Raw genomic sequence first — 1,010 nt, 5'->3', positions numbered from 1 at the left:
GCTGTGCGGGGCGATGGTCGCGGTGACCATGATGTCCCGCAGCCGCAAGCCCCTGAGCGAGGGCGCGGACTCCGACTCCTGGGAGCGCCTGGAGGCCGCGCGTCGACGGCGTGAGCGGATGTACGCCTCGCTCTCCTACACGCTGCTCTTCTGCTGCGCGGGCGTGGCCGCGGCCCTGTCGTTCCAGGGCCTGGTCGGCTTCGGCCGGGAGAACCTCGACCTGTCCAACGGCTGGGAGTACCTCGTCCCCTTCGGCCTGGACGGGGCGGCCATGTTCTGCGCCGTCATCGCCGTCCGCGAGGCCAGCCACGGCGACTCCTCCATGGGCTCCCGGATGCTGGTGTGGCTCTTCGCCGGCGCCGCCGCCTGGTTCAACTGGGTCCACGCGCCCCGCGGCATGGGCCACGCCGGCGCCCCGCAGTTCTTCGCCGGGATGTCGCTCTCGGCGGCCGTCCTCTTCGACCGGGCGCTGAAGCAGACCCGCCGCTCCGCGCTGCGCGAGCAGGGCCTGGTGCCGCGCCCGCTGCCGCAGATCCGCTTCGTGCGCTGGCTGCGCGCCCCGCGCGAGACGTACGGCGCCTGGTCGCTGATGCTGCTGGAGAACGTCCGCTCGCTGGACGAGGCCGTGGAGGAGGTCCGCGAGGACCGCAGGGCCAAGGAGAAGCAGCGCACCCTGCGCCGCGAGCAGCGGAAGCTGGAGCGGGCCCGGATGAAGGCGATCAGCCGCCACGGCCAGCTCCCGCCCGGCTCCCAGCCGCTGGAGCTGACGGCGGCCCCGCAGCCCACCGACCCCTCGGCGCTGGAGCCGGCCGCGGCCCGCCGCCCCTTGCGGACGCGCCCCCCGGAGCAGCCCGAGCCCGCCCCGGGCCCGGCCGCCCCGGCCGACCCGGCCTCGATCGGGCAGGCGAGCCCGCTGCTGGACTCGCTGGAGGAGCAGATCGCCCGCCTGGAGCAGCGGTTCAACTGAGATCGGTAGAGCGCCGTGTACGGAAAAGATGGTAGTCCTGGTG

At 74.4% G+C, this 1,010-nt stretch carries 1 protein-coding gene; it reads left to right on the top strand.

Annotated features, from left to right (window positions below; all coding sequences use genetic code 11):
- Position 1: 1 nt before the first annotated feature.
- Entirely contained in the window at positions 2–967 is a 966-nt protein-coding gene (locus tag D7231_RS36005; protein ID WP_242000104.1) for a DUF2637 domain-containing protein, read from the top strand.
- Positions 968–1,010: the final 43 nt, after the last annotated feature.

This window comes from Streptomyces klenkii (genome assembly GCF_003626645.1).
GTDB classification, from domain to species: Bacteria; Actinomycetota; Actinomycetes; order Streptomycetales; family Streptomycetaceae; genus Streptomyces; species Streptomyces klenkii.
The sequence above is the reverse complement of the archived record's forward strand: the minus strand, read 5'-3'. Positions and strand labels throughout refer to the sequence as shown.